13 protein-coding genes are annotated in these 15,102 nt (G+C 42.3%); 6 read left to right on the top strand and 7 right to left on the bottom strand.

The genetic code is table 11. The features are described 5' to 3' along the window. Positions 1–46: 46 nt before the first annotated feature. Positions 47–646, bottom strand: a complete 600-nt coding sequence (locus Q3A68_RS00980) for a DUF4468 domain-containing protein (RefSeq protein WP_302899125.1) — start codon at positions 644–646, stop codon at positions 47–49. Positions 647–944: 298 nt separating this feature from the next. Here Q3A68_RS00980 and Q3A68_RS00975 point away from each other — a divergent pair, with 298 nt between their 5' ends. The 3 genes from Q3A68_RS00975 (at position 945) to Q3A68_RS00965 (ending at position 5,926) form a co-directional block, all read left to right on the top strand. Continuing rightward, positions 945–1,340, top strand: coding sequence for a hypothetical protein (locus Q3A68_RS00975; protein WP_302899124.1), 396 nt, complete (start codon positions 945–947; stop codon positions 1,338–1,340). A gap of 374 nt (positions 1,341–1,714) precedes the next feature. Further along, positions 1,715–2,995 (top strand): GDSL-type esterase/lipase family protein, encoded by a 1,281-nt coding sequence (locus Q3A68_RS00970; protein WP_302899123.1) that lies wholly within the window; start codon positions 1,715–1,717, stop codon positions 2,993–2,995. 165 nt (positions 2,996–3,160) lie between these two features. Continuing rightward, on the top strand, positions 3,161–5,926 hold the full coding sequence (locus Q3A68_RS00965) for a DUF5695 domain-containing protein (protein ID WP_302899122.1): 2,766 nt from the start codon (positions 3,161–3,163) through the stop codon (positions 5,924–5,926). Positions 5,927–6,005: 79 nt separating this feature from the next. Here Q3A68_RS00965 and Q3A68_RS00960 read toward each other — a convergent pair whose 3' ends face one another. From Q3A68_RS00960 to Q3A68_RS00950, 3 genes are all read right to left on the bottom strand, one after another. Continuing rightward, positions 6,006–6,365 carry a nuclear transport factor 2 family protein gene (locus Q3A68_RS00960; protein ID WP_302899121.1) on the bottom strand — a complete coding sequence of 120 codons (360 nt, stop codon included), beginning with the start codon at positions 6,363–6,365 and terminating at the stop codon, positions 6,006–6,008. Between the two features lie 108 nt (positions 6,366–6,473). Then, positions 6,474–6,920, bottom strand: a complete 447-nt coding sequence (locus Q3A68_RS00955; protein ID WP_302899120.1) for an SRPBCC family protein — start codon at positions 6,918–6,920, stop codon at positions 6,474–6,476. 44 nt (positions 6,921–6,964) lie between these two features. After that, positions 6,965–7,456 (bottom strand): SRPBCC family protein, encoded by a 492-nt coding sequence (locus Q3A68_RS00950; protein ID WP_302899119.1) that lies wholly within the window; start codon positions 7,454–7,456, stop codon positions 6,965–6,967. A 252-nt stretch (positions 7,457–7,708) separates the two neighbouring features. Here Q3A68_RS00950 and Q3A68_RS00945 point away from each other — a divergent pair, with 252 nt between their 5' ends. Both Q3A68_RS00945 and map read left to right on the top strand, forming a co-directional pair. Then, positions 7,709–8,116, top strand: a complete 408-nt coding sequence (locus Q3A68_RS00945; RefSeq protein WP_302899118.1) for a response regulator — start codon at positions 7,709–7,711, stop codon at positions 8,114–8,116. Positions 8,117–8,327: 211 nt separating this feature from the next. Further along, the gene (gene map / locus Q3A68_RS00940) at positions 8,328–9,092 is read left to right on the top strand and encodes a type I methionyl aminopeptidase (RefSeq protein WP_302899117.1); all 765 of its coding nucleotides are present in this window, start codon (positions 8,328–8,330) and stop codon (positions 9,090–9,092) included. Positions 9,093–9,296: 204 nt separating this feature from the next. Here the strand turns inward: map and Q3A68_RS00935 are convergent, their stop codons facing one another. The 3 genes from Q3A68_RS00935 to Q3A68_RS00925 all read right to left on the bottom strand — a co-directional run bounded on the left by Q3A68_RS00935 (position 9,297) and on the right by Q3A68_RS00925 (position 12,541). After that, positions 9,297–10,376: an alkene reductase gene (locus Q3A68_RS00935; RefSeq protein WP_302899116.1), complete on the bottom strand. Its 1,080-nt coding sequence runs from the start codon at positions 10,374–10,376 to the stop codon at positions 9,297–9,299. Between the two features lie 83 nt (positions 10,377–10,459). Then, positions 10,460–11,386 carry an NADP-dependent oxidoreductase gene (locus tag Q3A68_RS00930; RefSeq protein WP_302899115.1) on the bottom strand — a complete coding sequence of 309 codons (927 nt, stop codon included), beginning with the start codon at positions 11,384–11,386 and terminating at the stop codon, positions 10,460–10,462. A 171-nt stretch (positions 11,387–11,557) separates the two neighbouring features. Then, positions 11,558–12,541, bottom strand: a complete 984-nt coding sequence (locus Q3A68_RS00925) for a helix-turn-helix domain-containing protein (protein ID WP_302899114.1) — start codon at positions 12,539–12,541, stop codon at positions 11,558–11,560. 482 nt (positions 12,542–13,023) lie between these two features. Here Q3A68_RS00925 and Q3A68_RS00920 point away from each other — a divergent pair, with 482 nt between their 5' ends. After that, positions 13,024–15,072 carry a beta-galactosidase gene (locus Q3A68_RS00920; protein ID WP_302899113.1) on the top strand — a complete coding sequence of 683 codons (2,049 nt, stop codon included), beginning with the start codon at positions 13,024–13,026 and terminating at the stop codon, positions 15,070–15,072. Positions 15,073–15,102 lie beyond the last annotated feature (30 nt).

Raw genomic sequence — 15,102 nt, 5'->3', positions numbered from 1 at the left:
TCTTTTTTGATCTGTGTTTATAGTTTAAGTGTTAAATAGGGATCGGTTAAAATACCGCATAATCGGCTTTATTATTTTTATCCATGTATTCTTTCAGGGTACCCATTCTTTCTTTAAAGTTGGCCACCATTTTATTGAATACTCTCGGATATAATGCTTTGTACGAACCTCTTTGTTTTGCCATACCTGCATACAGGTCAGGGATGGTAAAGTTCACTGTTCTTGAATTATTTTCAGATACGTGCGATTCTTTGGTAACCACGATATCATAAAAGCGTACGCGATATTTACCGTCTTTGCAAATGATCTCGGTGTTATAGTTGATGTCCCATTTCAGGACGGCTACACTTGGAAACACACTTTTATAGTCGTTTACGGTTAGCTGGCCTTTACCAACAATTTTACCTTCTTGTGCATCATCATACTGGAATGAATTTTGAGCACCGGTAAAAACATCCATAAAATATGTTTTGGCTTTTTTGTAAAGCTGGTCCTTGGTAGCGTTATTATCAACGGTAACCACTTCCTGGAATTGATACTTACCATCCACAACTGGGATAGAATCGAGCTGTATACCGCCTTTGTTTTGCGCTTTTGCAGCTACTGAAGCTGCTGCTATAAGGACGATCAGGAATAATCTTTTCATTTTGAACTAATTGGGTTGATTGACAAAGGACAAATACCAAACCAAATAATAACTTAGAATTAAAAAGGCCTTAATTGGGCCGAAATAGGCCATTTATGTATTTTTCAGGGCTTTTAGTTAGAATTATTATTGCCACAATGTGGGGTAAATCATTCCCGAATTGCGAAAAAATTAATTGGGAAGAAAATTTGATTTGTCAATATGAAGATGTGATTATATTAGCGTTGCCCGAAGTCTCAAACTGCCACAGGAAGGATAACATGAATTAAAATAAGATCAACTGTGCAGTAATAAAGCCATGCATATTATAAAAACAAACTGGGTCAATATTGTAGGGGTTTTCCTAGTTACCTTATTTTATGTGTTTATCAATGCATTGCTTCATTCAGCAACACCTGAGCAAGCTACGTTCGGTGCTTTCCTTTTAGTCTGTGCTTACGGTTTTATGTCTTGGGGATTTTTTATACTGGCTCTGATACTATATGACTTGATTTTTATCGTCAGCAATCAACGGAAGCTCGAAGCAAAGCTATTAAGTGAATGGGCGATTATAAGTGCTCCATTTATTTACTGGACAATTAAATACAGTGAGTGGGTATTTGCGGTAGCTATTATAGCTTTCCTAATAACGCAATTGTTGCGCGCAAAGAAAATAAGACAGGCTACAGCTGGCCTAGTTAGTCCAAATTTATAATCCCGGACTAAAAAATAAGCGGATTTGCCATCCGCGACAATTCTTCGCGCTTTTGTCACCACCAAAACCACTAAGTTGTTTATGCAATTAACAAATTTACAGGCTTGCTAGTGTCAACTCCAACAAGGGCGATGGTTTTGATAATCAATAGAAAATAGTTTTGGAAAAAGATATAATAACAGTATATTGTGTTATATATCAGCATGTTATGTGCCATAACGAAATTTATTTTACCGAAGTATTGTAAAAGATAACCTTTAAATTATTCCGGATGGAATAATGAATTAAGAATTAATTGTTGGCGCAATCGGATATTGTTGAACCAGCATGAAAACATATCGAAAGACGATCAAACCATCACTAAAATAATCAAGATGCAAACTTTTCAGGCAAAAATCAAAACCTTAATGGTTGTTGTCATATCAGTAACTATTTTTGGGGCTTGTAAAAAAACTGAGTCCATAAATGGAGACGCTAATCCAATTCCCCAGGGTGCTTTTACAGCAGCAGTTGCGGCACCACCAGAAAAATGGGTAGACAGCTGGGCGGCATCATTTTTGTCGACAACGGTAAACGGCGCTGTGCAGGCTGCGCCATCCTTCAACAACCAGACATTTCGGCTTAACGTCTTTTCGAAGCTTGGCGGCACAAAGGCCAGGGTAAAGCTCACAAATAAGTTCGCGACAAATACGCTGACAGTCGGGGCTGTGCATATTGCACTACGTTCGACGAGTAATTCAATCGTTGCCACAAGTGACCGAACACTGACGTTCAATGGAAAGCCCGGTGTCACTCTTGCGCCGGGAGCCGAAATATGGAGCGATTCAGTCACACTTACTATTGCACAGCATGTTACCGTTGCAATCAGCGTCTATATTCCGGGAAGCTTCAAACCGACCACCTTTCACCCAACCGGCTTGCACACAAGCTACATTTCAAAAAGCGGTAACTATGTCGCTACTGCAACTCTTCCACTGGCGGGCTTCACCAACACCACCACCCAGGTTGTGATAGTTTCGGGGCTCCAGGTTTCTGCTCCGGCAACGAGCAAGGTTGCCATCACTTTCGGTGACTCCATCACCGACGGGGCAGCAGCAACAAATAACGCCAACGGAAACTGGCCCGATGTCCTCTCCAATCGCCTGCCCGTACTGTCGTCGGGCGTTCCGTTCTCGGTGATCAACATGGGCATTGGCTCAAACCGGTTAGTAGCTTCGGACCTTGCCGGTCCATCAGGCGTTCACCGTTTTGCCGATGATGTGCTCGCCCGGCCTAACGTTGGATATGTTATTCTGCTCGAAGGCATCAATGACATTTCCTATCACCAGGCCACTGCAGCTACAATCACAGATGCATATACAACATTGGTGGCGCAGGCACATGCTGCCGGCATCAAGGTTTACGGCGCGACACTACTTCCCATTGGAAATTCCACAAAGTACACAGTAGCCAACGAGGCAACCCGGCAGGCAGTAAATACATGGATCCGCACATCCGGAACTTTTGATGCAGTGCTTGACTTTGAGTCTGTGGTAAAGGACCCGGCGACAAACCCGTTGCGGATCAAAGCAAACATGACGGGCGATTATGTACATCCGAATTCAGTTGGATATGCAGCAATTGGAAATTCCATCCCAACGAGCCTGTTTAATTAGGAAGAGTATCCCTGGGCCTATGCTGCCACAAGCGGGGACGCCCGCTAGAACGGAGCTTACCGGGGTCAAATAATCTGGCTAAGAAACTGCCACAATCAAGCAAATTATAATTAATAAAGTATACCGGATACCTTTATTTTTACAGCTTACCCAAGTAATAATAAAATGGTTAATGCTTTTGCCCTCCTGAGAAGATTGAATGTTTCTTACACCTTGTTGCTGCTATTGATCTTGCTTGTCTTTGGCCAGGCGGTATCAGGACAGGAGGAATGGAAAAAGGTTGAAGCTAAACCATCAACATTGGGTATTGAGAACGGGCTATTAACCTTTAATACCCCCACATTTCACCTGCAACTGGTAAAATCATCGCAAACTATAGCCGCCTTGCAGCCTAATGGCGAAAAGGGCTTTGATTTTACCCCCGGCGATCGCCTTAAACTGCGCAGCAGAGATGGCATGTATCACCTGGGCGATTTAAACCTTCGGGTCAGAGCTGCCGGAGATACAGCCTGGAAAAAATATTCAACCGCCGAAAAGAGAGGCAAGGTGAAGGCCCTGGATATTAAACAAGATGGCGTATTGGCAGCGGCGGATCTATCTGGCACCTTACCTGCGGATATTCCATTAAATATTCAGCGATATTGGGAGGTAGCCGATGGTCAGCTGGTGCTGCTTTTCAAAATAAAAAATATAAGTACTAAGGCTGTAGAAATAGGCTCACTGGGTATCCCTATGATATTCAATAACCTGATGCACGAGAAAACTTTGGAAGAAGCACATGCCTCCAATGTTTTTTACGATCCATACATAGGCAAAGATGCAGGCTATTTGCAGGTAACGCGGCTGAGCGGTCACGGACCGGTACTTTTAGTTGTTCCTTATAATAAAAACACACCTTTCGAAGCCTATAGTCCATTGCTCGATGACCCAACGCCCCGCGGAATTACCTTCGAAGGTTTTAATGAGTGGATGGTTTACAGCAAGGCTTACGCGGAGAACGAATGGAAAAAAGCAGAGCCTTGGAATGTGCCGACTTCGCTCACTATTCAATCGGGCGAAACAAATGAATACGGCCTGAAATTCCTGCTGGCCGATTCTATAAAAGGGATTGAACAAAAGCTGGTCGAGAACAAACGCCCTGTAGCCGTAGGTGTACCTGGCTACGTATTACCACAAGATGTAAACGGCAAGCTGTTTTTAAATTATGCAGCGAAAGTCAAATCTATACGAGTTGAACCTGTTGATGCATTGACTATAGCGGTAGTCCCGCAGAGTAATACCCCATGGAAGATATATCAGGTAAAAGGAAAGAAATGGGGCAGGGCACGTTTAACAATTACTTATGCCGACGGCCTTTCCCAAACCATCAATTACAAAGTGATTAAACCCGAGGCAGAGGTCTTAAAGGACTACGGAAACTTTCTTACGCACAAACAATGGTACGAGAATAAATCCGATCCCTTTAGGCGCGATCAGTCGGTGATTACTTACGACTATGAGAAAAAACAACAGGTAACTCAGGATAGCCGGGCATGGATAGCCGGTTTAAGTGACGAGGGTGGCGCCGGAAGCTGGCTTGGCGCTATAATGAAAGAATTGGTTCAGCCTGATAAAGCAGAGATCGACAAAATGCAGCGTTTTGTAAACCATACTTTGTGGGGTAATATCCAGCACAGCAGCGGTGACCAAAAGTATGGGGTAAAGAAAAGTGTATTCTATTATCAGCCAGACCAAATGCCGGCGGGTACTTATAGCGATAGCATCAACTATAAAACCTGGGCAGCATGGAGCCATAAGGATGCTGATGATGTAGGACGCTCCTATAACTACCCGCATGTGGCAGCAGCACATTGGGTGCTATTCCGATTGGCACGTAACCATCAGGGCTTAGTTACCGAACAAAACTGGCAGTGGTACCTGGACAATGCCTATAACACAGCGATGGCTATGGTTAACCAGGCGCCATATTACGCACAGTTCGGACAAATGGAAGGAACCGTTTTTTACCTGATCCTGATGGACCTGAAAGCGGAAGGCTGGAAAGACAAAGCCGATCAGCTGGAAAAAGTGATGAAAGACCGCGCCGACCATTGGCATACGCTCATGTATCCATTCGGCAGCGAGATGCCATGGGACTCAACTGGTCAGGAAGAGGTTTACTTATGGTCTGATTATTTTGGCTACAGAGATAAAGCTGAGGTAACCATCAATGCCATCTTGGGTTATATGCCCACCGTTCCTCATTGGGGTTATAACGGATCGGCCCGCAGATATTGGGATTTTTTATACGGAGGTAAACTATCACGTATCGAGCGCCAGTTGCACCATTACGGTTCGGGACTAAATGCTATCCCGGTTTTAAGTGAATTCAGGACCAAACCCAATGATCTGTACTTGTTACGTGTAGGGTACGGAGGCTTAATGGGATCAATTTCAAATATTACCGAAGATGGTTTTGGCCCTGCAGCTTTCCATTCCTTCCCGTCAACCTTAAAAATCGACGGCCTGTCCGGCGATTATGGCCCTAACTTTTTTGGTTATGCTGTAAACTCTGCTACCTATATTACCTATGATAAAGAGCTGGGATGGCTTGCCTTTGGTGGTAACGTTAAGAAAAGTGGCGAATGGATAAATGTCGAGATAACTACCGGCCCAAAATCGCGGGTTTATATTGCACCTGCAGGAGTTTGGTTAACGCTGGATGCAGGAACATTTAATAGGGTGTCGTACAACGAAAAGTCGGGACAAATTTCTGTTTTGCTTGACCCGTCAGATGCCTATACTCCCAAAGCTTATTTACACGTTCAACAACCTTCAGCTAATAAACGGGGGAACAAATACAAATTGACGGGTAACGTTAGCTTGGAGCGCGATGCTTATGTTATTACGCTGTCTAAAGAGAATCGTAAAATAGAGATACAAAATAAATAGGCATACCTAATATCCAAAGCAAAAAGAGGAAGAAAACTCTTTCTTCCTCTTTTGCCAGGTCTGTGTGCTGGTGGAGCCCTTAGTTTTTATAAAAGAATTGTTCTTTAACTATCCTGCCGTTCTCTACTTCATAAAGAGCGATCTCGTTCATTTGGTTGCGACCCCTATTTTTATAGGTCACATCCATTTCCATAGCAACTGCAATCAAATTTCCTGTCACCACCGGATCGGAGATATTGGCGCTATGTATTTCCGCTACCGATTGGTACCATTCATTGTTTTTCCCAAGCACCTCATTTTTACCTTGTGATAGTTCGTGCGGGATACCCGGTTGTTCACGGCTCACAATGTTGTCCGCATAAAGCTCATTAATGGCATCGATGTTTTTGCCTTCTCTGCAATATTGCACGAGTTTTTTAGCTACCTCTTGTGTTGTCATAGTTATTTGTATTTAATTCGTTTACATAAAACTATACTGTAGGCGGCAAGACCGTCTGTCATTAACTTTAAGCTTTTGTTGTCAAAATAGTTTGCACAAAGTGATAATTTATTTGATTATTTCAGGCTGACTCTGCTCTTTAGCTATCAGGTTATGCAGACTATCGGTTATATAACCCGTCCAGGCATTGGAACAGGCATCGTAGCATTCATTTTTAGGCACCAATCCATGGTGTGTAAAACGGACCTCAGTTTTGCCATCTTTTTCGGCTATATCGAAACTGATTTTTGTTCCGTTCCATTCGGTTTTGTCCTCAATGAAATTTAAACTACTGTCTGTAATAAGCCAAACGATTTTCTTGCCGGGCACCATCTCCACCAGTTTGTGTTTGCTATAATGATAAGGCGGATAGCTGTAAGTAAACTCATCACCCAGCTTGTCTGTGTTGCCTTCAATTTCTCCCGTCCACCATTTCCGTACATTATTAATAGCGTTATATGCCTGCAGCGGGCTTTGATCTACCAAAAAGGTAACTGTGAAATCCTGATTTTCCATAATTCAATTTGTCTTATAGATGTTATGTTACTTGTGCTTTATAATTATTCCAAATTCCATTTCTCTGCCAGTTGTGTATTGTAACCAACACCTTCCTTTGGGGTCGGTTCGCCTTTGCCTGTAGCGATAAGGTTACGTAAGCTATGCTGGATATAATTTGTCCAGGCTTCGAAGCAAACGCCGTAACACTCATGACCCGGTACCAGGCCCTTGTGCGTGAAACGTATCTCGGTTTTGGGATCTTTCTCCGTGATGTCAAAAATAATTTTGGTGCCTACCCATTCGGTTTTATCCGCTATGAAATTGAAATAGTTGTCCAGCACTTCCCATGCTACCCGTTTGCCGGGAACAAGTTCGGCAATCTTTATAGTGCAGTGGTGAATGTCTTTATAGTGATAATAGTATACACCGTTTAACTGATCGGTGAAACCTTCTACATTTTCAGACCACCATCCGCGTACATTATTAATGGCATTAAATGCTTCCTGTGGTGTTTGATCTACCAGTATGGCAGTTGTGAAATCTTGATTTTCCATAGCTATAATTGTTTTTTAAAACCTGATGCCTTTTATGATATGTCAAAATTAGTCTGATTGTTTCAAAACGAAAACGTGTAAAATAGACTTTGTGACGGGGTGATTTGGACGTGGCGAAATAGTGCCATTTAGATTAAATCATCTGTAAAATAGCAACGATGTTTTCATTGTCTAGTCTCGGCTTTTTACCTGATAATGTAACGGTAATGGTACATAACTTTTGCAAATAAGTTTTCGTATGAAAGTTATAATATGACCGATCCTATCCGCATATTGCTTGTTGAAGACGAAGAGATCAACAATTACATTGCAACCAGGCTCATCCAGAAAGCTTTGCCCGGTGCAGTAGTCACGTCATGTCTGCATGGTAAGCAGGCAATCTCACTTCTAACGAAAATAAAGCAAGATGCTTCAAAGCTGCCGGATTTCATTTTACTGGATATTAATATGCCTGTGATGAACGGCTGGGAGTTTTTGGATGATTACAGCCGGCTTAAGATTGACCCCGAAGGTGCATCCGCTATTTTTATTTTATCGTCCTCTGTTTTTAGTGAAGATATTAGCCGCGCTAAATCATACTCGGAGGTAAAAGGTTTTATTTGCAAACCTTTAAACGTGACAAAAATTCGCGAACTTTTTGACGCTAAAGAAGCTGTGTAGGCAATAATCAGTTATTGCAACTACCTCTCTTAAAAAGGTATTATCCTCCCGCTTTATACAAAGGTTTATTAAGCACAGGTCGTTTCATTGTTGATAAATCTGTAATTTCTACTTTCCGATTTTTTTGGCCATGATTGCGTTTTTACCCGGGGATTGGGTCAAAGATTTTTGATGTACTAATTGTTAATTTTGCACAGATAAAAATTCAAAAATGTCTATATCTACCGAAAGCGAAAGAGTCGGAATACAGCAGGCAAGTGATGCCGTTGCCATTACGCTAAAGAAAATGCGTGAATTTGCTAAACCGGGCATTTCAACAAAGGAACTTGATGATTACGGCGGCGAATTGCTGACACAGTTAGGCGCACATTCTGCACCTAAGTTAACCTATGGTTTTCCAGGGTATACTTGTATAAGCGTTAACGAAGAAGCAGCGCACGGTATACCATCTGAGGATAAAATCCTAAAAGAAGGTGATCTGATAAATATTGATGTTTCGGCAGAATTAAATGGCTATTGGGCTGACAATGGCGGCTCGTTTGTATTGGGCGAAGATATTCACGGCCACGGCAGACTGGTAGAAACATCGAAAGCGATATTGAGAAAAGCGATCAGCAATATTAAAGGTGGTGTTAGAATATCGGAGATAGGCAGGTTGATCGAGACTGAAGCCAAAAAAGCCGGGTACACGGTAATAAAAAACCTGACCGGACATGGTGTTGGTCGCAGCTTGCACGAGGAGCCTCACGAGATTGCCAACTACTGCGATAGGCTAAATACTGCACGTTTCAAAAAGAATTCGGTAGTAGCGATAGAGACATTTATTTCAACACGATCAACAATAGCCGATACACAAGCAGATGGCTGGACGTTGATTGGCAATAAAGGTGGTTTTGTGGCGCAGCACGAGCATACTATAATGGTAACCGGTGGCGAGCCGGTGATATTTACAACGCAGAACGGCATTTGGGATTAAATCAGATCAAATTAAAATCTCTCGCTGATGATAAAAATTGAAAAGCCCTCCAGATAATCTCGAAAGGTTATTTCAGTGACCCTTATAGTAGGCTTCAGTTCAGGAAGAACATACTGGTCAACCAGGTTATAAAAAAAATCTCTCAAATTTCTTTGAGAGACTTTCCAGTGGTCTCTACTCAAAAAGATTTCATTGACTGTCGGATTAATCTTTCAAGAACGGATAATCTGTATATCCCTTTTCGCCTCCACCATACATTGTAGCTCCGTCCGGCACATTTAACTCAGCATTTAACTTAAAGCGTTCAGGCAGATCGGGATTGGCCAGAAATAGTGAGCCGTAGGAGATTATTTTAGCGATCCCTTTTCCCAGTTCTCCTTCACCGCTATCTTTATTGAACCCGCCATTGGCGATGACCATGTGTTTACTTATGCTACCGAATGTTTCTAAAGCATTCTTAGGATAATGAGGGTAATTGTCCAAAGGGAATAAGCCATTCATCAGGTGAATATAGGCCAGGGGAAGTTCATTCAATGCTTCAATCAAAGGGTTGAATTGAGCAACGGGATCACTGTTTTCTATATTGTTATAGTAGACTGTTGGTGATAGCTTAATGCCGACTTTATCGCGTCCCGTTACATCAACCAGTTCCTGCATAACTTCCAGCACAAAGCGGTTCCTGTTTTCGATGCTGCCCCCATACTCATCAGTCCGGAGGTTTGCACTTTCCGATAAAAATTGGTTAGGCAAATATCCGAATGCTGCATGTAATTCAATACCATCAAAACCGGCTTCGATGGCATTCCTGGCAGCCTTACCGTAATCCTTTACGATCTGCCTGATCTCTGTAGTAGTCAATTCCTGAGGTGTTTCGTAATCTTTCATTCCCTGGGACGTGAAGTGCTGCTGCCCTTTTATCCCGATTGCAGATGGTGCTACAGGAAGGTTTCCCTTTTTATCCGCCGAATGCCCAACACGGCCTGTATGCCAAAGTTGTGCATAGATCACGCCTCCTTTGTCATGAACGGATTTCGTTACTTTCTTCCACGCATCAATTTGGTCCTGGCTATACAGGCCGGGCGTCAGGGGGCTGCCCAATGCCTGTTCCGAGATGTTGATGGCTTCTGTAATGAGAAGCCCCGCACCGGCACGTTGTGCATAGTATAACGCGGTCAGGTCGGACACGACACCTTCGCTATTGGCACGGCTGCGGGTCATGGGCGCCATCGCGATGGCGTTCTGCAATATTTCTGTTCCTAATGTTATCTTTTCTAATAGTTTCATGTTCTCTTTATTATTATTTTGTTGTTGTAAATCGTATAGTTAATCGATAGCTGCTTTCATTAGACCGTCCCTGGTCGCCTTTGCTATTGTGCGACAAGCAATACGACTTTGCCGTTGACTCCGCCAGCCGACAGGTAATCCTGCGCCTGCGCAGCTTCTTCTAACCTGAATGTCTTTGCAACGATGGGACGAAGCTTTCCTTCATTGACCAAAAGCAAACCGTCGCTCAAACTATTCGCTGAGATATTGGAACTGATAAACCGTGCTTCAACCTGGTATTTTTCGGCTAACTCGGCGGAAGGCGGGATCACGATGCTCAATAATTTTCCTCCAGGCTTTAATACTTCAAACAGCTTATGCTGGAATTCCCCGCCGGCGCAATCCGCCACCAGGTCAATATCCTTAGCCAAGACCGTAAGGTCTTCCGATCTGTAATCTATTACCTCATCCGCACCAAGGCTTTTTACTAACGCGACGCCTTTTCCGGATGCAGTAGCAATAACATAAGCCCTGGCATTTTTTGCCATTTGCACCATAGCAGCGCCTGTTGCGCCTGCAGCTCCCTGGATCAATACTTTCTGACCTTTCGCTAATTTTCCTTCATTAAACAATACCGATTGGGCAGTGCCTATATTAACCACCAGGGAGGTTGCTTCTTCAAAGGAGGTATTAGCAGGTTTAAGGGCAACATGATTTACATTTGCCAGCGCGTACTCGGCATACCCACCTTCCCTGGTCACAGCGATCACCTGATCACCTGCTTTGAATTGGATTACCCTATCCCCGGTGGCGATCACTACTCCTGCTACATCTGCACCTGGCACAAACGGCAAATTGACAGGACGCATCGTTTGCATAATTCCGTTGCGTAATTTGATATCCAAAGGATTTACGCTGGCTGCTTTAACCTGGATTAACACTTCATCTTCGTTCCTGATTTCCGGCTGAGATATCTCTGCCACCTCAACCACATCTGAATTGCCAAACGCCTTATATTGTATTGCTTTCATTATTATTAGCTTTAAAGTGGACTTCCAAAAGGCATAGAAAAACTTTCCCTTTTGCCGTCACTATTTACAGGAGCAAAATTAAAAGCTGGCAAATGGGTAAAATAGCCGGAAAAGGCGAAAGAATAGTCTTATCCGGCAGGCAATTGTGTAAAGCAAAGGAGAAAAGAAAATTTATGCGGTGTAGGAGAATTTTTTTGGCGTAATGCCATACTGCTTCTCAAATAATCTGCTGAAATGACTAAGGTTTGAAAACCCTAATTCGTAGCCTACTTCTGAAACGGAATGTTTAGCCTGTTTTAAGAGAAAGGCAGCTTCTTCCATTCTGGCCTTTTGGTAATAATTATAGATCGTATCACCAAATGTTTGCTTAAATAGCTGTTTAAGTTTCGTTTCGCTCATCGAAGCAATTTTGGCTAATTCCCTTAAAACCGGCGGGGTACTCAGATCACTCAATATTTTGTTGCGAATAACCAGGAGTTTTTCTGCATCGCTGCTATTGATATTTTTAAAGGTCGTGTTCTCCCTGAGCGACAGCTTACTAAAAAGCAGGTAAATTAATTCCTGGACCTTAATTTGCACATAGAAATTATTCAGGGAGTTATTCATGTCGACTGATACAATATTTTTAAGTAGCAATTGCATTTCAGGGTCTAAACTTTCAAAAAACAGAAAAGATGCATTTTCCGCTATGATGGTTTTCAATGTACAGTTTGGTTTTTCAATAGACAGAACGGAGCGTAATCTTTTTGCAGTGATCCCAACGACTACGTAATGAATATCGCTGTCAGCAGGAAAACGGATCTCCGTGCGCAGGTCATTTGTAGACAAGAGTATGGAAGAATTATTTTTCGGTGAAAATGGTTTATTTTCTCCGCTGTTATACCTCACTTCCAGATCTCTTGCATTATTATAAAAGAAAATGGTGCGGACATCGTTCGCGCTTGCAGCCGGATTACGTTTGATGATCAGATCTTCATTCAAAACATAATGGTGGATGGTTAATTTGAAATCATCTCCAAACCCAACTTTACGTACATATCCTTTTCCCAATTCTTTCGGGATCTCCAATACGTTATCCCTCACAGGAACATTAATCTGTTTTGAAAACAATGTAATAAAGTCAAACCCAGGAGATGCAGTAAATTCAAAAATCATGGCGTAAATTAGTTATTTACCCGTGTATGTCGATTTTCTAATTCATTTCGTGAGTCTTCTTTCAGGCGATACTCATTTTGCCCGGAAAACCAAAGTCCAGACCATATTAAATGATTATGGACTGACCGATGTGATTAAAAATGCCAATAGAGATTCTAAAAAATGATCATACTAACTAACTAGCAATATCTAACATGGTAATTCAAAGCGTGTTATAGTCGTTTGAACATTTGTTCTGTATTTTTGATCAATTCTGCTATCTCCTTTTTTTGAGTAATTATATTTTCATCCTTTAGTAATGGTTCAATGCGGATGTGATTAATCATGCTGTTTTGAATCGTTTCGACCAATTAGAACAATTTAAACCCGGTGGATAATTTATTTTTTGACTTATTTAAACAGTTCACTAGCCGCCTTTGTCGTTCGAAACCGTCAACAAAATAACAAAAAGCATCAACTATATACCCTGTAATTACCTCCCAATGACAAAAATAGCGAATAAATACTTTTTGATATTTTCTATGCTCCTGCTGGCCGCGTTGTCAGTTAAGGCTCAAACATTATATGTCGGCACAAATTACCATCCGCATGATAACAAGGACATTGAAAAAATCAAGAATGACATAGCGTTGATGAAAGCTGCCGGATTTACGTCGGTCCGTATGGGGCATTTGGCCTGGGATAGTTATGAACCTTCTGAAGGCAAGTTCGATTTTGATTGGTTCGACAAGGTGATGGATTTGATGAACAAGGCCGGGATCAAGGTGATCCTGGATATTGCTATCCGTCCGGCGCCTATCTGGTTGCACCATAAATATCCCTCAATTGATGTTACCAGTCCGGCTGGCAATGCGCAATATCCGAACCATCGCTACATGGTTGATGTTGGCGATCCGATGTACCAAAAATATGCCGTACGTTTTGCTGATACACTTACAAAGCATTATGCCAAACACCCGGCCCTCTTAGCTTTTGGTATTGATAATGAATCAGGCGATGGCCCTATTTCCTATTCAGAAACGGTGAGAAAAAGATTTGTTGTTTGGTTAACGAAAAAGTACTCGAACATTGATAATTTTAACAAAGCCTGGGCCACACAACGTTGGTCCAGAAGGATAAACGATTTTGATGAAGTTGGCCTACCCGTAACAGGCGAAAAAAACGGCGCACCAGAGAAAATATTAGACTTCAGGCGCTTTATTTCTGATGAGGTCAACCAGGTGCTTTTTAAAGTGCTCGATGTGGTTAATTCAAATGCGCCAAATGCTTTAACCAATACCAATGCCTGGTATTATAGCGCTATGAAATATTTCGATTATTCACAGATAGCTTATTCAGGTAAATTGACACGTGAAGGTGCGGGCTTTTATCCAGGGAATTCATTAATAACTAATTGGGGTGTGATCAACGCCTTGTTTGGAATTGCACGCATCCAATTTGAAAGCACAAATCCTTTCTGGTGCAGTGAGTTTACTACAATGACGGCAGTACCTAATTCGATCAGAAAATCGGCCTATGCCACATTGATGTACGGTAATCAAATGGTTTGCGGATGGACGTGGCAAAGTATGTGGTCTGGCGAGGAACAATACCTGGAAGGGATGCTTGATTGGGACGGAATTCCCAACCGTAAATATGATGAATATAAAAAAATAGCCAGCGAGTTTAAAAAGATCGAAAAATTCTTTCCATACAAGTCTAGACCGGAAGTGGGCCTGGCATTTTCCTTTCCAAGTCAGATAGCCAGTAGTGCTTTCCCCGAGGCCCAGGACCAACAATTACAGGCCTGCTGGAATTTGTTTTATTCCCGCAATATGGACTCCCGCGTTGTTGAGATCAGCAAGAGTTCATTAAACTATAAATTACTTTTTGTGCCCGGTGTAACTGTAATGGACGAAACAACTGCCAATAAAATTCGGGAGTTTGTAAAAAATGGAGGGACTGTTGTTATGACGAGTAATTCCGCAGTGGTTGACGAAACCGGGAAAGTATTTGCATCTACCCATCCGGGGCGGCTAAGCGATGTTTTTGGAATACGTGTTGCAGGTTATGAAGAAACAGAACAAATGAACGAGTTATCCCGCGCATCGCTTACAGGCAAAAAAATCCAATTAAATTATCAGGGGAAGGCTATTGGAACTGAATCAACCCGGTATGACGTTATTGAATCAAAAGGCGCTGAAATCCTCGGAAGCATAACCAGTTTGGATAAAGATTATCCGATTATTACATCCAACAAATACGGCAAAGGCCGAGCAATTTACGTTGGATTGCCTGCCAGTGGCGAAATATTGAGCCCATTGCTTGATAAATTGATAGATGAACTGGGCATTAAAAAAGGGCCACAGGTACCCGACGGCGTAATGGCCAGGCAAATTGATAAAAATCATATTCTGTATCTTAACACCGGCCGGACTCCAGCCGAAATTGAGGTAAAAGGCACCTTTAAAGGAATATTGACAGGTAAAACCTTTGTTGATAGTTTTACATTACCCTCTGAAGAGCCTGAACTGGTCGAAATTAACGAATAAGATCCTACTATATTGAGTGAAGAAATTAAA

Source organism: Mucilaginibacter tolerans (assembly GCF_030519375.1).
GTDB lineage: Bacteria > Bacteroidota > Bacteroidia > Sphingobacteriales > Sphingobacteriaceae > Mucilaginibacter.
The sequence above is the reverse complement of the archived record's forward strand: the minus strand, read 5'-3'. Positions and strand labels throughout refer to the sequence as shown.